The organism is Acidiferrobacter sp. SPIII_3 (assembly GCF_003184265.1).
Classification (GTDB): Bacteria; Pseudomonadota; Gammaproteobacteria; order Acidiferrobacterales; family Acidiferrobacteraceae; genus Acidiferrobacter.
In genome coordinates, this window is sequence record NZ_CP027663.1 from 3,327,786 (window position 1) to 3,344,221 (window position 16,436).

The following is a 16,436-nucleotide window of genomic DNA, read 5'->3' on the forward strand; positions in this document are numbered from 1 at the left end:
TTGCCTCAGGCCTCCGGCCACAGCGCCAACAAGGCCTCGACCCACGCGCGGGCATCGCCGACACAACGCACCACCGGCCGGCCCCCATCACGCGCGGCAAAGATCGGCGCCTTGGGATCAGGGTTGATGGCGACGATCTGCGTATCGGCGGCGATGCCGACCAGATGCTGCGGCGCGCCCGATACCCCAAGCGCGAGCAGCAATCGCGGCGCGATATGGGTGCCGGTCTGCCCGATCTGGTGTTCAAACGGCAGGAGCCCGCTCTCCTGCACGACCTTGCGAGTCGCGCCGAACGCGACCTCGCACCCCATCATAGCCGATAGCCGCGATTTAAGCCTCATGAGCCCCCTCTGAAAGAACGCCCCGTCGGCCACCCCCCACCCGACGTCGATCACCACCTCGGCGCCGGCAAGCCCGGTGGCACAAGCCGCGCGCGCGACGCGCGCGAATCGCCCGGGACGCCCCTCCGGGACCGCCCAATCCTCGACGACACACGTCGTCGCGACCCCGGACTCGGTGCTCCCGATCCCGGACGCGGCCACCAGGACCGCGCGCCCCGGGCACCGCGTCCGCCACCGTCGCCCGGCGCACGCCCACACGAGATCATCGCCCTGGCGCGCCTCGACATCGATATAGAGGGGGCGCGCCAGGCGCGCGGCCAAGGCCCCGGCGAGACCGGCGTCCTCGGGCCCCAGGACGATATACGACGCGTCCGCCAGGCGCCGCGCCAAGACCTCCGCCAGGGATGCGTCGGCGCCGGTCGCGGACACCCGGAAGAGCGGTCCGGAAAGCCCCTCCGGGGGTGATTCCCCCGCGACCCGCGCCAGCCATACACCACCGGCGGGCTCACCGAAAGCGCGCGCCAGGCCCGCGCAGGCGCGGCCGCGCGCCCCGCCGCCGGCGACCGCCATGACCGTCGCCAGTCGCGCCGTCCCCGGCACGATCGGTCGCGCCGCGGACGGGGCGCCCCCGATACCCGCCAGCAGCCACTCCGCCAAGGCCTCGGGGGACTGTATGTCGCCGGGCGCCGCCGCCGGGACCGAGACCGCCGGGCAGGCCTCGGTGACGGCCCCGGCGAGACGCTCCACGAATGGCGGCGTCTTAAGCGCCTCCAGCCACTCCCCCACCGTGAACTCGTCGCTACGCCCAGTGGCGGGCAGGCGTCCGCAGGCGACTATGGGCCTGCGGTACGTTACATAAAGGCGCCGGCCCGCGCCGCGCAGGATCTCGTAACCCCGCGCCCCGGACCCGGCAAGCCCGATGACGCCGTCTACCAGCACGGTATTCAGGGCGCCGGCCAGGGCTGCCAGGAATACCGGTTGCGAGGGGCCGGCAAGGATCAGATCGGGGCGCAAGCCGGTTATGAGGGGGGCCAGGGCGGCGGGATCGACAAGCCCGCCGGTGATCACCGCCTGGACGCGCGCGCCGGCGGCGCGCAGCCGCTGCGCGAGATCCGGACACGGGGCGGCGGTTACGAGCACGGCGGTTACGCCGAGCGCGGCCTCGCCATCACAGGCGGCGAGGGCCTGATCGAGGACCGCCAGATCGTCGTCGTTCAGGCGCACGTCACGCGCATCGGGATGCCGCACATCCCGCACCAGGACCAGCAGATGCCCGCGCAGTCCCGAGGCCAGGATCGGCGTCGGGCGGACGGACTCGGCGGTGCGCCGGCCGGCAAGCGCCACCACCGCCTGTTCATAGGTGGACACCTCGGCGAACAGCGCATGGACGGCGCGCGCGCGGACACCCACCGCCTGCTCGCAGACCGCCTCGAGCGCCTCCAGGGCGGCGAGATGCCCGTGCGCCGCGCCGCGCGCGGCGAGCGCCAGGCGCCGCTCGACCTGCACGGCCCAGGCATAGAGCTCGGCGGCCCAATCGACCACCGGAAACCAGGAGATCTGGGCGTCACCGTCGTCACCCACCCGCGTCTTCAAATCGGTGAGCCGCGGGCGCAGGAAATCGCTGAACGACCGTAGCGCACGATCGAGCGCCGGACTACCGGTCGCCGCCATCGCATTGAAGCGCGCGAACAAGGCTGGAAGGTCCTTCAGGACCAGGAAGCGCTGGACCTCATTCGTGCCTTCGTAGATGTTGAGGATGCGTGCGTCGCGTCGCCATTTCTCGATGGGCTCGGACAGGGCCGCGGCCGACGGGCCACGCTCGATCTCGAGGGCGCGCAACACACGATGGAGCCCCTCCGAGGCCAGAAATTTGGACAGCGCCGCCTCGATGCGGAAGTCCCCATGGCACAAGTCGGCGCGGTCCATGAGACCGACCAGACGCGCACCCAGGGCGCGCAGGCGTTCATGCTCATAGCGGGCACGCGCCAGCGCCGGCGAGGCCGCATCGAGGCCACGCATATAATCCGTGATCAGCCGCTCGAGGAGGCCGCCCGCACCGACCACGAGCCCGCCGCGCCCCACGCTCAGGGTCTCCAGGGCATTCACCTGGCCATGACCCTCGAACCCTATGACACGGCTCGCGCACACACGTACCGATGACAACGCCATCTCGTTGGTGGGCGAGGCGCGCTGGCCGAGCTTGCGTTCATCGCGGCCGACGGCCAGCCCCTCGCAGCGGCGCTCGACCATGAATCCGGTCACGCCCCGGGCGGTCTGCGCATACAGACAATAGCGGTCGGCGAGCGAGCCGTTGCTGATCCACATCTTGCTGCCGGACAGCTCGAAGTACTCGTAGACCGGGCCGTCGGGGGTGTCTTGCGGGACGCCCCTGTCATCGTATTCGTAGACCTCTCCCGAGTCTTGCACCACCCGGCGGCGCGCACCCTTTCCGGCGGCATCCCAGATGCCATCATCGAGACGCGCCCACGCCCCGTCCGGCAGGCGGTAACGGACCTCGGGTGCGGTGAAATCGAGACGCCGCTCATCGAGCAGGACGCGCGGTCCGCGGGCGGTGACAAACTGCCAAAGGCCGGCCTCGCCCGGGCTCAACGCCGCGCGCCGGGCCTCGGCGCGGGTCGTAAGCGCCCCGGTATCGGAACCGGCGGAGGGCTCGGTCAGGGCGAACGCGCTGATCTGCCCGCGCGCCAGAAAGCGCAGAAAGCGTTCATGGGCGGCGATACGAACCGGCAGGCGCGCGCGCTCCTCGGCCAGTCGTGGGGCGAGTGCCGCCAGTCGTTCGTCAAAGACCCGGGCGTGCTCGGCCAGGGCATCCAGATCGCGCGTCCGGGCGGTGGCCACCAGGGCCTCGAACGCATCAAGCACGTCGCGCGCGAGGTATTTCAAGGCCGATCCGGGCTTCAGGAAGCGGTCCTTGATATGCGCGGCCATGGCCTCGAGGGTCTGGCGCAGCGCGCCTGGGCGCGGGCGCTCGGCGAGCGCGCGCAGGCGATGCGCGCGCTGGCGCAGATCGGCGAAGGACCCCACGGAAAGGCCGGCGAGCTCCGTGTCCAGGCGCGGGAGGTCCTTTTGCAGGGCCAGCAACACGGGCATGGTACCGATGCTGGTGCTGGCCATGACCAAAAGGCCTACCGACGGGTCGACACGCCCCATGAGCAGCCCGGCAAGCACCGCATATTCGGCCTTGCTCGCACCGAGCCCCCCGAGATCCCGGGGGATCACCGTGGCGAACGCGGGAAAGGCCTTGAGGCGCGCGATATCGGACTCCGGGACCGCATGCCGGTCATCGATGTAGCGGCCATAGGCACCGCCCGCGGGGTCGCGAAATCCGGCGCGCACGAGACGCAGGACCCGCGCGCGCATGCGCCGAAGCGCGGGGTCCGCCAGAAAGTCCTCGGGCACGAACGCCTCGTCTGCCGGCAACAGCCGTCCGAACAGAAAGCCCCCGCTCTGATAGCGAATCGGCGTGCTCGGTCGAGGGGCGATGGCAAGACGGCCGGAGATCACAGGCAGCGGCGCGAGGTCGGTATCGGCGCCCAGGCCGTGGCGCAGGAACAGCGCTTCCGCCTGATCGGCAGGTCCCGTCCACAGCGCCCGCTCCCAGCACGCCTGGGTCCCCGCGGGCCGGACCGCCGGCCATTGCGTCAACACCATGGCATCGCGATAGCGGCGGCTCAGGATGTCGTCCTCGGAATAGGCGATGCCCCCGAAGACCTGGCCCGCACACCAGGCCACGCCGTCCAGAGACACCCCGAAACGTTCCTGAAGGAGCGCCACGGCCATCCGCGGCTCGTGGTCGCAACGCGCGCGCAGGCGACCGGCGAGGGCCAGCGCGTAGGCAATGACCGCGAGCAGGCGCTTGACCGCGCCGAACTTGAACACCCCGTCCGATCCTTCGCGATCGCGGAACGTGCCGGCGAACTGGAGGCGTGCCCGGGCGTGGGCATCGGCGCGCGCGCCCAGGGCCTCGCCATAACCCTCCCAGAAGGCCGCGTAGTAGCGGACGAGGGTCGGGTCTACGGTCAGCATCTCCGCGCCCGCCGCCGGCACACGCACGCAGCGCGCGCTGTCGAGGCCGGTGGCGCGCAGGGCGCCGGTGGCGGCGAGCGGGCCCCGGCCGCCGAGGCAATCGGCGCCGACATCGGGGATCCATGCGGACAGGCCGTCGGCCTCCCGGGAAAGGCAGACGGTCAGACGCGCCAGCCGCCGCGCGCCGCGGGCCTCGGCCAGCAGGTGATGCAGGGCAACGAAACCAAGTCCGCTATCGTGTTCGGCAAGCGCGGCGATGACATCCTCGGGGGGCATGTTACGGCCATGCATGAGGCGCATGAGGTCCTGGCGGTCACAGGCGGTCCACCCCGCAGCGAGTCCGGCCAGGCGCGGAGACGGGAAGACGGCCGCCGCCCGGTCGCGCAACACGCGCCGCGCGAAGGACGCGCATCCGTCGACCGCGGGGCGCCCCTCCCGAGGTCGTCGGCCGACGCCGGCCGCGATATCGCGCGCCCATCCCCCGGCACGCCCCGAGGGCGTGGTCCCGGCCAGGGCACCGGGCCCTTGATCGGGCAGGCCATGGACGCTGCCGTCAGGTCCCGTACGCTGTGCATCGGGGAGCTCGTAGATGAACCGATGAGTGCTCGTGCGCCGCCAATCGACCGCCGGGACCACCAATCGGCACGATTCGCACTTGATACAGTTTTCGAAGACCACCGACGCGCCGCCCGCCGGGCTGCCCGGCCCATAGACCCCGGCCGGGCATACGCGCTTCAAGCGCCGGGCGTCCGCCGGGGCGAGATCGCGAGGGACATGGATATGGCGCAGGTCGGGCCCTGGGCGGCCGAGCGGGGCCAGCCAGTCACTGGGGGAATCGGCAGGACTGCGATCCCACGAGAGGCATTCGCGGGCCAGGCGTTCATGGCGGTAAAAGGGCGCGCGCATGACCGCCGAGCGGCCGGCGGCGAGCACACGGGCGCCGTCGGCGGCAAAGCCCAGCGCCCCGGCGACGGACCGTCCGCCCGCGCGCGCGAGCATGCGCGCGGCGAGTCCCTGGACGCGTTGCGAAAACGCCGCGGCCAGACGGGTCTCGAGTCGCGGCAGGCCGCGACCGTAGAAATAACCGATGCCGCGGGCAAGCCCCGCGAGAACCGCGGGCGGCGCCGATAGCGGCGCGAACCGGCCCGCGCGCGCCACCAGAAAGGTGACGGCAAGCGGCGGACGGTCGGGCACGAAGGCCCGACGCGGCAGGGCGGCCGCGACCTTGAGGGTGGCGCGATCGCGCCTTAAGGAAAAGGCCGCGCGTGCGCACGCCCGCGACCACGACGCGGGATCCGCCGTGAGCGCGCCGACCAGCGCCGGGAGGTGTTCGAAGATCAGGGGGCTCGCATGCAGGGCCTCGGGCCAGGCGGCGGCAAGGCGTGCGTTGTCATAATCGGGACTCTGGCGCAACCGCCCGCCGTAGGCCTCGGCAAGGGCCGCCGCGGAATAATCACCGCGACCGCGCAAAGCCAGGACCGCGTCGGCGAACGCCGCCCCCGACATGGCTGCCGGACCCATGAAATTCGGGTAGGGGAATTCGAGCCCGAGCCCCAGGGACGCGCCCCCGATCGCCAATCCGTCATAGGCGCATACCGCCCCCTCGCGCAGGCCGCCTGCCCGAATGACCTTGGCCCCGTAGGCGATCTGCGTCGCCCCCTCGAGCAGGGCCGCGACCTCCGGCAGGGCCAGAAACCGGCGCATGAGCTGGGGGTGGTCGACCGGGCCGTGATCGGCAAGCGATGTCAGGGGAAACACGAGCCCAACCGACAACGTATCGCGATTCGTATACAAAAAGCCGCTCATGTCGAGCGCCACGGTACGGCCCTTGAACGAGCCGTTGCGCAGCAACCACTCCTGCGCGATGCCCTCGCCCGCGCCGACCCCGAAACGCGCCTCCAGGGTCGTGGAGGCGAGCGCAAACACGGCCTTGATGCCCTGCGCGTAGCGCACCGCCGGGCGCTCGAGACCCGCGCGCGCGAGCACGCCGGCGGCGTCACCCTCGGCAAGAAATACCACCGGCGCCTCGACCGGTCCGCGCGCGGTATCGACGCCCACCACCCGCCCGCGCGCAAACCGCAGCCCGGTGACGGTCGTGCGCGGTAGGAGCACGGCCCCATGCTCGATGGCGCGCGCCGCGAGGTAGCGGTCGAGCCTCGGACGCAACACCGTCCAGGCCTCGCCATAGTCGTTGCCGGCCACGGCCCGCGCCTCGAAGCCGGCGCATCCGTCGCCCCCATGGACGAACAGCGAGCGCGCCACGATGCGCCGCTCGCGGGGGGCACGCGCCCAGGCGTCCGCCCCCAGAACATCTTCGCGCACCAGGGTCTCGGCGTGATAGACACCGCCCGACCAGTTCTCCGCGCCGGCGAATTCCGCGCCTTCGAGCACCAGGGTCCGTACCCCGGCGCGCGCGAGCTTGAGGGCGGCACTGATGCCGGCCGGTCCCGCCCCCACGATCAATACCTCCGGCCCCTGGCCCATAGCGCCCTCCTGCCCTCAGTATAGACAGGCCTTATGGCCTCGTTAGGGCAATTTGGCAACGACCCGGGACAATCGGTGCGCCGGGCCGCTCGCGGCCGGCCACGCCCAGACCGTCGGGCGGATCGGGGATGGGGCGCGGCTTGTGTCGGATGGGGCGCGCGGACAATGGCGTTAGACTTGGAGGCGAGATTTTCCATGGAGGACGCCATGTCCGCGACCACGTCGCAAAAGACCCCAAATGGGGGCCAGAACCCGGTCATAGCGATCAATATGGCGCGGATCAGCAATCGCCCCGAGAATCACGAGATCATGCACAAAGTCGGGCCCAAGGTGTGCATCACCACCGCCACCCACCCCGGTTTCCTCGGCTTCGACCAACTGTTGCAGGTCGGCATCCATCCCATGGCCGGACGCTACGGTGGCGGCGCGCTCGACATGCGCGAGACCCTGAACCCGATCAGCATGTTTCAGTACACCGTGTGGAAGGACGCCAAGTCCCACGAGGAGATGCATTATCTCCAGTTCGATACCATCTATGAGCTTTGCAGTCATTGCCTGGCGATGGTCGTGGAAGGGCCATGGGAACCGGTGTATGAGATCGTGGCCTCCGACCTGCCGCCCTCGATCGGGCTCACCGATGTCCCGGCGCTCATGATGGCGCGCGCCGCCACCCAACAACCGGTGCCCAAGGTCGCGCTCCCCATGCGCACGATCGTGGTCGGCGACCACGGTGTGATGCATGGCCATGAGGCCGACTTCGAGCAAGGGGTGCGCGACACCATGGCCTGGCTCATGGGCCATGCCCCGGGCATGCTCGGGTGGATGCTCTTAAAACAGATCGGGGTATCGGCGATCGGGTCGTTTCAGCTCGACCCGGCGGGCATGACCAAGGCCACGCTCGGCGCCAACCCCCCGCGTTACGCGACCAATTATGGGGACAAGCCCCTCGACCACCCACCCATACCGGCGGCCACCCCCGCGCAATATTTCGTGCATATGGAGTGGGAGGCCCCGGAACTCGCCCACCAGGGTCTCGGTAAGGTCCTCGTCAACGTCGAGGCACGCCGCATTCACGATCACGGCGTACTCGCCCACATCAACCGTGGTCCCTACTACATGCTCTTCGCCTCCATGATGGAAGAGGGCACATGGCGGGATCACCTCGTTCGTTAGGAGGTCTGATATGACTTCGAGCAAGGCCCACGTCGTGGTGCTCGGCGGGAATTTCGCGGGGCTCGCCAGTGCCCAGAAGATCCGTGAGTACGCGGGGGATGCGGTCGACATCACCGTGATCGATCGCAACCCCTATCTGCTCTTCATCCCGAACATCCCCGCCGAGGTCTTCGAGGGGCGTGACCCGGCCGCGACCCTCAAGATGGACACCTCGCGCGCGCTCACCGACGCGCAGGCGACCTTTGTCCAAGGCGAGGTGCGCGCCATCAATCCCGACACCCGGACCATAGACTTCACCCCCAAGGAGCGCGAAGGCGCGCCGTCGGAGACCATGGGCTACGACTATCTGGTCGTGGCCTTCGGCTGCCGGCTCGCCTACGACAAGATCCCGGGCTTCGCGCCCTACGCGCATGCCGCCTCGGATACGTACTATGGCAACAAACTGAGAAAGGCGCTGTTTGGCGGCGACTACAAGGGCGGCCCGATCGCCATCGGCTCGGCGCGCTTCCATCAGGGCACGGCGGTCAAGGACTTGGTGCCCATGGCCGACGCCGCGTGCGAGGGCCCGCCGGTGGAAATCATGATGTCCATGGCCACCTGGCTCAAGAACCACGGCCTGGGCGGCCCCGACAAGATCACCGTCTTTACACCCGGGAAGATGATCGCCGAGGATGCCGGTGAGCAGGTCGTCAACTCGCTTCTCGGCATCGCGAGTCAGATGGGGTTCCACTACCGCAACAACGTCGGCGACATCGCCGAGGTCACGCGCGACGGGATCCGGTTCACGCAGGGCGACGCGCTCGACGCGGAACTGAAGATCCTGCTCCCCGACTGGGTCCCGCACCCGTTCATGAAGGGTCTGCCCATCTCCGATGAGGAGGGCTTCGTGGTCACCGACATGCTGATGCGCAACCCCAAGTATCCGGAAATCCTGGCGTGCGGCGACGCCGCGGCGGTCACCGTGCCAAAGTTGGGGGCCATAGGTCACCAAGAGAGCGAGATCGTCGGCAAGCAGATCGCCCACGATCTCGGGCGTCTGGGCGAGGCGGCGGCATCCGAGCCCTTGAAGCCGCTCGTCTACTGCATCGGCGACATGGGCGACAATCAGGCCTTCTACATCCGCTCCAACTCCTGGTATGGCGGCGACACACAGGTGCTGAAGATGGGGCGCGTCCCCTATCTCCTGAAGATGCAATACAAGGACCTGTTCTTCCGGACCCAGGGCAAGGTCCCGCCGTGGGGCCTGGACGCCGCGCAGTTCCTGGCCGAACGCCTGTTCGCGGCTTAAGTCATGAGCGGTCCCATACCCGAGGCCGACCCGAACAACGCGACCCGCGTCACAAGCCCCCCTGGGCTCAGCGCGCGGCAATGGCAGGCCTTGGCGCGGCTCGCCGATCGCTACGCGGCACTCGAGGAGGGTGCCGCAGGCCCCCTGGGCGAGGCCGCCGCCGGGGCCGCGCTGAAGGCCTCGGGGCTGTGGCGGGACCACGACGACCTGACGGGGCTTGCGGAGGTCCTGCTGAAGGCCGCCGAGGCCTTGCGCGCGGCAGGCCTCTGGGACGCCATCGCCGACGGTGCGGCGCCAATGCGCGAGGTCCTGCGACGCGCGCTTGAGCCCGAGACCATCAGTCACGTAGGCCCCCTGATCCTGGAACTGCGTGCCGAGCTGCGCGCCGTCCAGGGCCTTGCCGCGCGCCTCGACGCCTGGCAGGCACTGCTCGCCGGCCCCACCGGCGCGGCGCTGACCGCGAGCGTCACGCGCCTGCTCGAGGCCACGCGCGATATCGATGTGGCAGGCCTCGGACGCGACATCCTGCGACTTGTCGAGACGCTCTCCCAGACCGGGGCCGTCGGCTGGCTCGCCGATAACATCGCTTATCTCACCGACACCATCACGCGGCTTTCCTCCGCGGCCCCAGCGGCCCTCGAGGCCGCGGGCCCCCTCCTTGACCGCGCGCGCGACGACCTGCTGTTCGCCCACCGGCTTGCCGAGATGGGCCGAGGACTCAGTGACATCCTCGCCGGGCCCACGGGCACGGCCATCACCGCCATGCTTGCCGACCTCGGCCGTTGGGCCGGCGCCACCGACACCGCGGGGCTTGCCCGCGAGCTCACCGACCTGCTCGGCGCATGGCGTGACGCCGGCGTCTTTCCGGTGCTGCGCGAGGCCGGTGGCGCGCTTGCCGACCTCGCCGCGTCCTGGAACCGCTTGCAGAATGCAGGCGACGGCGGTGACGCGGCCGCGCACGCCCTGTTTGCGGACGCGGCGCGCGGCCTGGACGCCTGGCGCCGTTGGCGCGGCGAACAGGCCCCCGCGCCCGGGGGGCTGAAAGGCCTTTATCGCCTGCTGACAGATGCGCGCGTGCAAGATGGACTGTGTGAGGCCGCCACCTTGCTTCACGCCCTGCACGAGGGGCGTGCGCAAACGAGCCCACCGCCCCGGCCACGCGGTCGCGACGGCGCATAGCCTCCATGGGGGCCGCCTAACCCCCCGCGCCAGGTCCGCCCGCACGCCACGCCGGCCTCGAAGCTCCCTCCAAAGTCTCATGGACCGGTCCGCTCGTTTCCCGGATAGTAGGGATCGGGCAGGCCGCGCGGAAGGTTTCCGCGAACCCGGGAGGCCGTGTGTCGACAGCAGTGGAAGCCTTGGGCCGTCACGCCGATTCAGTGTCTTATCCCTTGCCGCGCGGGCCGCGCGTGAACCTCGGCTGCGGACCGGTCATGCCCAAGGGTTGGATCAACGTCGACGGCAGCCGCCGGGCATGGCTCGTGGCCCATGCCCGCGGACTCGATCGACTGCTCGTGCGCCTGGGATTATTGCGCGCCGCGCCGTTTCGGCCGGGCATCGTCCACCACGACCTGCGCAGGCCCCTGCCGTGGGCGCGCGATTCGGTGGCCGCCATCTACTCCGGCGAGGTCTGGGAACACTTCGAGTACGAGGACGCCCGGCGTCTGACCGAGGAATGCCACCGGGTCTTGATGAAAGGCGGCGTTCTGCGCCTGTGCGTCCCGGACGGGGTGGAATTCTGGGAGAACTATCTTGCCATCTTCCGGGAGGAGCAGGCGCGCGAGCCGCACACGCGCGATGTCGCGCGTGTGCGCCGTCATGTGCGCATGTACTTCGACGATATCTGCACCCGGCCGCCCGGACTCAAGTCCTTCGGACACTTTCACAAATGGCAGTATGACGAGGTCCAGCTCGTGGATCTCTTCATGCGCTGCGGATTCAAGGACGTGAGCCGCCAGACATTCGGTGTAAGCCGCATACCCGACATCGGCGTCCTGGAGCGATCGGATTTTCTGATCGTCGAGGGCGTGAAGCGCTGAACCCCGCCGAGCGGATGCCTCGTCAATGCCGCTTGGCGCGCTGCGCCGCGCTCTTCAAGGCCTCGGCATGGGCCTTGGGTCCGGCGTTGTTCAACAACGCCGGACAATCGACCTTGTGACCGGGCGCGGTATCGATCAACGGCAGGAGCGCCGCCGCCGGGGTCAGGAGCGCGCCTAGGGCGACCGCCGCGCCGGCGCGCTCTATGAGCGCCTTGCGCGACACGCTGAACACCGGCTTCTTGAAGGTCCCGCCGACGTGCAAGGGCCCCCGGGCGCTTATGATGGTGATGTGCTTGGGCTTCGTGAGCACCGTCAGATGGAGCGTCTGGCGGCGCATGTTGATCGTGCCCCGGCCGATAATGTTGGCCGATGGCGTGGCGATCAGGAAGGTGCGGGTCTTCGCGAGACCGTTGCGTGCCCCGAGACGGATCACCGCGCACGGAATGCGCTCCTGCTTCATCCCCGACAGCCAATCCAGCGCGGCGTTGCCGATGTGCAATTGCGCCAGCGCCACGTAGAGATTGTTCACCGAGCCGTTGGCGAGCGCCAGGCCCAGGTGGCCGGTAGCGTGCGCGGTCATGGCCGCGATCGAATTGCCGGGGGCCGACAGCTGCAGGCGCCCGCCGATCCGGCCGGTGCCCGCCGACTTGAATTTGACCTTCGGAAACAGGAGTCGCAAATGAATGCCGCGCGCGATCGCCTTCAATTGCGTGCGATAAATGGGCTGCGAGGCGTTCATCGTATAGTTGGCCGCGACCAGGCCATTGGCTACCCCGAAATTGAGCGGGGCGAGGCGGACCACCCCATGCTGCAAGATGAGATGCGCATACAGGTCCTGGATGCGCATATGCGAGGCATAGACGTGCTCGGCGCGATATACGACGTTGGCGTCGAGCTTCATGAGCTGGCTGCGTTTGTAGGGCTTCGCCGGAAGCACCTTGTTCGCGCCGCGGGCGTGCGGCACGACCTTGACGTGGCCATTCACCTTCTTCGGCTTGGCCTTCACAAAGCCCGCCAGATCCTTGAAGTTCAGGAAGCGCGATGTCAGATTGGCGCGCATGAACATCGGGTGGCCGGGGCGCACGCTGATCGTGCCTTCGAGGTCGCTCTTGCCCACGAGGCCACGAAAATGCGCCAGGTTCCAGGTGTGGCCGTGGCGGGTGAGCTGTCCCGAGATCTGGAAGGGCCCGGTCTGCGGCAGCGGGAGGCTGATCGCCTTATGGACACGACCGAGCCCCGCGCCCTTGAGCATCACATGGAGATCGACGTTTTTCAGGGCCATGGGGGCGATGAGGGTGCCATTGATGCGCGCCAGGAAACGGCCGATATGGATGGCGAGGCGTACCGGATAGGGGCTGCGATCGCTCTCCACCTTGGTCGGCGAGCCGAGCGCGCCCTTGAGGGTGAAGGGCGATCCCTTGTAACGGCCATGACCCGACAGCAGCAGGCGCGTGGAGGGCTTGACGCTCCGGATGCGTAAGACGAGATCGGTGGCGGCGGGCCCATCGTGCACCGTAATGCGCCCATGGGTGATCACCAGCCGGCCGATACGCGGTATGACAGGCGGCTTGGGGCGGGGCTTGCGCGGCTTTTGCTTCACGAATACCCAGTTGGCGCGCGTGGGGCCGGGCTTGTCGAGATGGATCACAGGGCGGCGCAGCACCAGCGAGGGCAGGAGCACATGGCCGTGGAGGAGCGGCAAGAGCGCGATGCGCACGCGCAGCTGGCGCATCGTCACCATGGCGCCCTTGGTCCACGGGGGATTGGCCACCGTGACGCGGTTCAAGGTGATACGCGGATCGAGCGACCAGTCTATGCCCACCGGGCCCTGGATGACGACGCGGCGGTGGAGCTTGGCACTGCCGTCTTGTTCGATCACATGCTTTACGAGCGCGGGCGCAAGGCCCATGGCGATCGCGATGACAATGATCAGGGACAGGGCCACGCCGGTCACGATTTTGGCCCATAACGGCAAGCGCTTGACGGTCATGGGTGCACGCCTCCTCGAAGGATACTAGCCGCCCGCACCCGCGCCCGGTATCCCCTGTTCGGCTGAATCCACGAATACCGCCGGCAGATCGACCACCTCTTCCAGCGCCTCGCCGGCGACCGACACCACCGCCAAGGCCTGGCGCCGGTGGAGGCGACGCACGAGCGCCGCGGACACCAGCGGTCGCGTGCGGCGCCGGCGGTCGGGCAGACGGCCCAGCACGCGCTCGAAAAATTGGATGGTGTGCCAGTCCTCGCTGCGCAGGCACAGCTTCTGGCGGAAGTTCTGGAGCAAGGTGTCGGCCAGGTCGCGGTCGCCCACGGCCGCGTAGAAGCTTGCGATCGACTGGGCGGATATGATGCCGACCGTACCGAAGGCCCGTCCCTTGTCCCAGAAGTTGAGATCGGAGAGCCCGTCTTTGTTGGCGCTCACGATCTCCTGGTACTCATCGCACAGAAACAGCACGGGACGCGACCGTTCGCCGGCCGGACGCCTTTGCATGTACTGGAAGAATCGCAGCTTGATGAAGGTGTAGACGACCTTGGCCCCCACACCCCAGACGGCAAGCGGCAGGTCCACGAGGATGAGCGCGCCCGACGCGAGCGCCTCGATCGCCAAGGCATCGGCGGGCGGACAGAAGGCGTCGACGAGATCGGGGTGGGTGAACGGCGTCAGCACCTGGGCCGCGCTCGCGAGCACGCCGGCCACCACCTTGGCGTCAAACCGTGTGAACACGCCTTCGTGATAGGACTGGTAGCTGCGCAGAAGCCGCAAGGCCTCGGCACCGAGGCCCGCGGCCTCGTCACGGAGGCGGCGATCGCAGTCGGCGCGCACATCGTCGCGAAAGAGATAGTCATAGAGGCCGGCGAGGCTGTAACGGTCGGGCAGAAACGAAAGCACGCCCAAGGCATTGCGACAAAGCTCGACGGCGGTCTCGGTCCAGAACGGGTCCCCGGGCGCGCCGTTCAAGAGCAGGGCGGATTTCAAGAAGCCGGCGGCGGCCTCGGGCGTGAGCCCGCGCAGGAGATTGAACGCCCGCCGGCCGGGACCGACGACCACAAGCTCGCGACCGGCGCGGCGCGCGAGACCGGCGGCGGCGACCCCGAAGTCCCCCTTGATGTCGAACACGAGCCCGCCCAGACCCTGCGCCAGGCACTGTAGCAGGACCGGCTGAATGACCGAGGTGGTCTTGCCCGAACCAATGCCGCCCAGCACCAGGAGGTTCTGGGCGAGATCATCGCCGGCCAGCACCAGGGACCGCCGCCCGCGACCGCGCCACCGGGCGCGGCGCCGCAAGAGCCCATCGCCGGCGCCGAGCCACAAACGGACATCGGCGGATACGGCCGGGGTCGGGTGCGAGGGCCGGCGGATACCCGGCAACAGGCGCAGGAGCCACGCAAGCGGCGCGGCACCCGCCAACGCCGTACTCACAATACCCGGGAATGGCCCCGCCCGCGCACGGGGGCGCGTGAGCCGCCGCCCGCGGCCCGTCCCACCCCAGGGCGCGGGCCACTCGATGTCACGCGTCGCCACTCTCGGGCGCGGCTCCTCGATGGCGGCCGCCAGACGCACCGCCTCATCCAGCAGGCCGCGCGCCTCGAGTTCCTCGCCTGCGTCCAGCAAGGCGCGCAGGCGCCGGCGGTCGGCGCGCGCACGCAGGGCGCGGATCCAATGAGGGCGATCGGGCGGCATCCGGGAATCTCCCGATAAAGGTTGAGCCTAACAAGTGCTATGGTCACCCGCCTATCGGGGATATGCCGGGAGGTCGGGGCATGATGCCCATCTTGTCCATACGCACGCGACGCCCCGGCGGGAAAGACGGCCTGGTGGCGCGCGCCGCCTATTGCGGGAGACGCCGACTGCGCGACTGGCGACGCGGCCGGGTCTTCGACTGCTCGCAGCGCCCCGGGCTTGCATGGTCGGAGCTGTCACTACCCGCGGCGCTGGCCGCCCATCCGGCGGATCCCGAGCGGCTCTGGAATACGATGGAAGGCCCGGACGCGCGCGGCGTCGGGGCGTGTGCTTACGAACTCGTCATGGGGCTCCCCCGAGGCCGGCCGCTGCCGGCGCACGCAGCCTTCGTGCGCCACTTTCTGGACGAGGCGTGCGTGGCGCGGGGACGGGCCGTGGACTGGCATATCCACTACGACAAATGCGCCAATCTCCATGCCCACGCCCTGGCAAGCCCCACGTGGCCGCCTGTTACGAGCGGCATGGTCCCGGCGCGCTCAGGGCACTGCGGGGAGCGCCTGGCGCTGCGCGCCCAGTGGCGTCGGCACTGCGCGCGGTGGGGGCTCACCCATGATACCGCGGCATCTCACCCCGTCGCCGTCTTGCCGGGGCGCGCGCAGGCGCTCGCGCGCCGGGGGGTCGCGACGCGCCAAGGGCAGCACCGCGCGGCCTTACAGGCGCTCGCCGCCCGCCCCGCGGGCCGCCGGTGGCAAGCGTGGTCCAGGCTACGATGGCGCCAGCGGATGCCTGCGGGGCGCGAGCGCATACCCTGGCAGCGGCAAGACCTCGCGCGCGACCGCTAGACGATGAAATAGCCGTGCCCATGCCGACCCGACGGGGGCCGCCTTTGGTCATGCCAACCCTCCGGCCTTGGCCGGGCGTATCGCGGACGCGGATGGCATAGGCTTATCCCTTTGCGCGATGCTGGAGGGTTATCTGCAATGAATGTCGTGAGGATCATCGGCATGCTGCTCGTCGTCCTGGGGATCCTGGGCGCGGCCTACGGCGGCTTTAGTTACACGCACAAGACCAAAGAGGCCCAACTCGGGCCGCTCGCCTTATCCGTGAAGCACAAACATCATGTCGATATTCCATTGTGGATGGGTGCCGGCGCCGTGGTCGTGGGCGGCGTGCTGCTGCTCGTGGCCGACGGCCCGCAGCAAGGGGGGCGCGCGGACGGGTGAGGCCGGCGTGTACGGATTTCGCGTCGCCCTGCGGCGGCGCTCCGATCTCTATCGTGCGCCAAGACATCGAGCCCCAGCAGGCCCGGCACTGAAACCCAAGGACGGCTACGCCGTCTCATAATTACGACCGAACGAAGCCCCATGGGACCCTTCCCCGCC

Annotated in this window: 9 protein-coding genes; 6 read left to right on the forward strand and 3 right to left on the reverse strand. The window is 69.4% G+C overall.

Translation table 11 applies throughout. The features are described from left to right. Positions 1 to 5: 5 nt before the first annotated feature. A complete protein-coding gene (locus C4901_RS16870; protein ID WP_110138391.1) occupies positions 6 to 6,872 on the reverse strand; it encodes an FAD-binding protein in 6,867 nt (2,288 codons plus the stop codon). 207 nt (positions 6,873 to 7,079) lie between these two features. On the opposite strand from C4901_RS16870, the gene C4901_RS16875 reads away from it, so the two are divergent. The 4 genes from C4901_RS16875 to C4901_RS16890 all read left to right on the forward strand — a co-directional run bounded on the left by C4901_RS16875 (position 7,080) and on the right by C4901_RS16890 (position 11,372). After that, a complete protein-coding gene (locus C4901_RS16875; RefSeq protein WP_110138706.1) occupies positions 7,080 to 8,045 on the forward strand; it encodes a sulfur oxygenase reductase family protein in 966 nt (321 codons plus the stop codon). A gap of 10 nt (positions 8,046 to 8,055) precedes the next feature. After that, positions 8,056 to 9,333 (forward strand): NAD(P)/FAD-dependent oxidoreductase, encoded by a 1,278-nt coding sequence (locus tag C4901_RS16880; protein ID WP_110138392.1) that lies wholly within the window; start codon positions 8,056 to 8,058, stop codon positions 9,331 to 9,333. Positions 9,334 to 9,336: 3 nt separating this feature from the next. Then, the gene (locus tag C4901_RS16885; RefSeq protein WP_110138393.1) at positions 9,337 to 10,512 is read left to right on the forward strand and encodes a hypothetical protein; all 1,176 of its coding nucleotides are present in this window, start codon (positions 9,337 to 9,339) and stop codon (positions 10,510 to 10,512) included. Between the two features lie 158 nt (positions 10,513 to 10,670). Further along, positions 10,671 to 11,372 (forward strand): methyltransferase domain-containing protein, encoded by a 702-nt coding sequence (locus tag C4901_RS16890; RefSeq protein WP_145960770.1) that lies wholly within the window; start codon positions 10,671 to 10,673, stop codon positions 11,370 to 11,372. A gap of 22 nt (positions 11,373 to 11,394) precedes the next feature. On the opposite strand, the gene C4901_RS16895 is transcribed toward C4901_RS16890, so the two are convergent. After that, the gene (locus C4901_RS16895; RefSeq protein ID WP_110138395.1) at positions 11,395 to 13,362 is read right to left on the reverse strand and encodes an AsmA family protein; all 1,968 of its coding nucleotides are present in this window, start codon (positions 13,360 to 13,362) and stop codon (positions 11,395 to 11,397) included. A gap of 24 nt (positions 13,363 to 13,386) precedes the next feature. Continuing rightward, a complete protein-coding gene (locus C4901_RS16900) occupies positions 13,387 to 15,054 on the reverse strand; it encodes a type IV secretory system conjugative DNA transfer family protein (RefSeq protein ID WP_110138396.1) in 1,668 nt (555 codons plus the stop codon). Positions 15,055 to 15,134: 80 nt separating this feature from the next. Here C4901_RS16900 and C4901_RS16905 point away from each other — a divergent pair, with 80 nt between their 5' ends. Then, on the forward strand, positions 15,135 to 15,896 hold the full coding sequence (locus tag C4901_RS16905; protein WP_168185795.1) for a MobA/MobL family protein: 762 nt from the start codon (positions 15,135 to 15,137) through the stop codon (positions 15,894 to 15,896). Positions 15,897 to 16,034: 138 nt separating this feature from the next. After that, on the forward strand, positions 16,035 to 16,277 hold the full coding sequence (locus tag C4901_RS16910; RefSeq protein ID WP_110138398.1) for a hypothetical protein: 243 nt from the start codon (positions 16,035 to 16,037) through the stop codon (positions 16,275 to 16,277). Positions 16,278 to 16,436: the final 159 nt, after the last annotated feature.